4 protein-coding genes and 1 pseudogene are annotated in these 3,468 nt (G+C 55.1%); 2 read left to right on the forward strand and 3 right to left on the reverse strand.

Annotated elements, in window-relative coordinates; all coding sequences use genetic code 11:
• Both ACEQWH_RS10005 and ACEQWH_RS10010 read right to left on the reverse strand, forming a co-directional pair.
• Positions 1–274: pseudogene (locus tag ACEQWH_RS10005) on the reverse strand (N-acetyltransferase family protein); the annotation flags it as partial.
• On the reverse strand, positions 271–855 hold the full coding sequence (locus tag ACEQWH_RS10010; protein ID WP_370230332.1) for an HD domain-containing protein: 585 nt from the start codon (positions 853–855) through the stop codon (positions 271–273). The pseudogene ACEQWH_RS10005 and the gene ACEQWH_RS10010, both read right to left, overlap by 4 nt.
• 369 nt (positions 856–1,224) lie before the next feature.
• Between ACEQWH_RS10010 and ACEQWH_RS10015 the strand changes: the two genes are divergently transcribed.
• Together ACEQWH_RS10015 and ahcY are read left to right on the forward strand one after the other, a co-directional pair.
• Positions 1,225–1,542, forward strand: coding sequence for a hypothetical protein (locus ACEQWH_RS10015; protein ID WP_370230334.1), 318 nt, complete (start codon positions 1,225–1,227; stop codon positions 1,540–1,542).
• Positions 1,543–1,636: 94 nt separating this feature from the next.
• On the forward strand, positions 1,637–3,022 hold the full coding sequence (gene ahcY / locus ACEQWH_RS10020; protein WP_370230337.1) for an adenosylhomocysteinase: 1,386 nt from the start codon (positions 1,637–1,639) through the stop codon (positions 3,020–3,022).
• 73 nt (positions 3,023–3,095) lie between these two features.
• Here the strand turns inward: ahcY and ACEQWH_RS10025 are convergent.
• The coding region (locus ACEQWH_RS10025; RefSeq protein ID WP_370230340.1) for an HD domain-containing protein at positions 3,096–3,468 on the reverse strand (373 nt) is incomplete at its 5' end.

Genomic DNA, 3,468 nt, shown 5'->3' on the forward strand with positions numbered 1-3,468 from the left:
TGCGGCCAACTTTCGCAAATGTCGCGATTTCGCAGGCTTCTTTTGGCAAGTATCCGGCCGAGGTGATCCACTGAAAGCCAACGCACTGATCTGCATTGTCTAGCGCCACGTGCCATGCCGACACTTCGGGCGCCTCGCTCATGCGACTGGCGAGATACTCAGGGGTCACGGCCGACGTATAGGCCGTTGTGCCACCAATCTCGATAATCTCGTTCAGGATTTCGGCCATCTCGATGGCGTCGCTGTTTTTGGCGGGGCGGACCGATACTCTCATAGCGTGCTCATCAATGCGGCGTGGCGCGCTGTGAAGGCATGGCGCACCTCAACAGGTGGACGCAAGTCGATGTTAAGACCGTCAAGTATGTCGGGCTTGGGTTTGCCAAACAACTTCGCGGCCTCGCTTTCGGTAAAGCCTGCAATCTGAACGGCCTCCATATAGGCCGACACTTTGTCCGCGCGCTTGATTTGCGCTTTGATGGTTTTGGGAATCGCGGCAGGCAGGCCAAAGCGGATGTGAATCGCAGCCGTCAGCCGCTCGTCCAAAGCCTCATAGCCGGGACCAACCGCCGCTTTGACCGGGGAAATCATATCGCCAATCACATATTCGGGCGCATCGTGCAAAAGAGCAGCAAGGCGCCATTTCACCGGGGCTTTCGGGTACATGCGGCCGTAAAGCTCTTCGACCAGCAACGAATGCTCGGCCACCGAATAGGCGTAATCTCCCAGCGTCTGGCCATTCCAACGCGCCACAAACGCAAGCCCGTGGGCGATGTCTTCGATTTCAATATCAACCGGGGTCGGGTCCAAAAGATCAAGTCTTCGACCCGACAGCATCCGTTGCCATGCGCGTGCCATGTGATGTCCTGTATTTTTCGCGGAGTGTTCCCCACCCGACGCTGGATCGCAATGGATTCTTACGATTTGGCCGCAAAAATCACGCCCGGTTGCGCAGCGGGAATTTGTCTAGCTCACAGGAATTGCCATCGCAGGGGGAGCGCAGCAATTACCACATATAGTGTCATAAAATGGTTACAAACTCAACTTTCAAGCTTGTTTTTTCACAACTTTCATCGAACACTCAATACGTTCGAATAGGTGCGTCGCCTGATTTGCCTGCAAGGTCGGCTGAGAAGGCGGTACATTCGGATCAATATTTAGTGCGAGGGGGACGCGAGTTCCTCCCGCGTGTCCTCCTGCCTAATCCCCAAGAGAGCAGGAGACATCATGTTCAAAAAACTGACACTGACTGGAATTCTATTGGGATCGCTCGCCGTGACATCCCCGGCGATGGCGCGGGAAAATTGCGGTGTTCGGGAAACTGTCGTCGCAAAGCTTCAGGACAGCTATTCGGAAACTTTGGTGGCCGGCGGTCTGCAAGGCAACAAATCCGTTCAAACCATGGTCGAAGTCTGGGCCTCGCAGAAGACCGGAACATTCACGATGCTTTTGACAAGCCCTGAAGGCGTGTCTTGTGTCGTCGCGGTCGGCACAAATTTCTTCACCCAGCCGCTCGAAGAAATCGCGGAGGGGCGCAACGGCTGACCTATGCGAAACCCTTGCCTGACTTGCCCATTGTCGCACGCTTTGATGAGTGTTATGCGATCTCGGATTCCGAATTGGTCAGGAGAGCGGGCACATGCCGACAGACTATATTGTTAAAGACATCGAGCTGGCGGGTTTTGGCCGCAAGGAACTCGACATTGCAGAAACAGAAATGCCGGGCCTGATGGCCTTGCGTGCGGAATATGGTGACGAAAAACCACTGTCCGGCGCGCGCATCGTTGGCTCGCTTCACATGACCATCCAAACGGCTGTTCTGATCGAGACGCTTGTAGATCTGGGCGCCGATGTGCGCTGGGCGTCCTGCAACATCTTCTCAACCCAAGACCACGCTGCAGCCGCTATCGCAGCAGCGGATATCCCGGTCTTTGCGATCAAGGGTCAGTCACTGGAAGAGCATTGGGACTATCTGGACAAATCGTTCATGTTCCCAGACGGCCCGAACATGATCCTGGATGATGGCGGCGATGCGACGCTTTACGTTCTGCTGGGCGCCCGCGCCGAAGCAGGCGAAGACATCATTCCTGTGCCTCAGTCCGAAGAAGAAGAAGTCATCAAGGCGCAGATTGCAAAACGCATGGCGGCCTCCCCGGGTTGGTTCACCAAGACTCGCGACGCAATTATGGGCGTTTCTGAGGAAACCACCACCGGCGTTCACCGTCTGTATGAACTGCAGAAAAACGGCCAGCTGCCATTCCCTGCGATCAACGTGAATGACTCGGTCACCAAGTCCAAGTTCGACAACAAATACGGCTGTAAAGAATCGCTGGTGGATGGCATCCGCCGTGCGACCGACACGATGATGGCAGGCAAAGTCGCGGTTGTCTGTGGCTATGGCGATGTGGGCAAAGGCTCTGCTGCGTCTCTCGCAGGTGCAGGTGCACGTGTGAAAGTCACTGAGGCCGACCCAATCTGTGCGTTGCAAGCGGCTATGGACGGATTTGAGGTTGTTCTGCTGGAAGATGCGATGGACGCAGACATCTTCATCACCACCACCGGCAACAAAGACATTATCCGCATCGAGCACATGCGCGCGATGAAGGACATGGCGATCGTTGGCAACATCGGTCACTTTGACAATGAGATCCAGGTTGCGGCTCTGAAGAACCACAAATGGACCAACATCAAAGAGCAAGTGGATATGATCGAGATGCCATCAGGCAACCGCATCATTCTCTTGTCCGAAGGCCGTCTCTTGAACCTTGGCAACGCGACAGGTCACCCATCTTTCGTGATGTCTGCCTCGTTCACCAACCAGGTTCTGGCGCAGATCGAACTGTTCTTGCGCGGTGATCAGTACAAGAACGAAGTCTACATCCTGCCAAAGCATCTGGACGAAAAAGTTGCTGCCCTGCACCTGGATCGCGTTGGCGCCAAGCTGACCAAACTGACCGAAGATCAGGCGTCCTATATTGGTGTGACCCCTGAAGGTCCGTTCAAGCCAGAGCACTATCGCTACTAAGAGCTTTCACTGTTGAAATGGAAAAGCCCGGCTTAGTGCCGGGCTTTTTTGTGCGTGTTCTGCGAAGAAGAAACTACGCGGTGAGCGGCGAAACATGCCCTTCGCGCACAACATCTTCGGCATAGGCTTTGCGGCCAAAGACCTCGCGTACCATGGGTTCGAAATGCTCGAGCGGCTTCATGGGATAGTCTGGGTCAAATGAGGATTGATCCCAACGTTCGCAGAATTCCGCACAGCTGTCGAAACAAGGGTGATCCTTGAACTCGTCGCGCGCGTTTTCGTCCCAGCCGTAGTGACGGCCGTAATAGATCATCTGGAAAATCCCGTGGTGTTCGACCACCCAAGACACATCCCAGCGCACAAAGGGGCGGATGACCTCTGCTGAAAACCGGTCGTGGTTCTGAGGCGCAAGCCCGTCGCCAATGTCGTGCAGCAAAGCACCGACG

Source organism: Cognatishimia sp. (genome assembly GCF_964229375.1).
In the GTDB taxonomy this organism is placed as follows: domain Bacteria; phylum Pseudomonadota; class Alphaproteobacteria; order Rhodobacterales; family Rhodobacteraceae; genus Cognatishimia.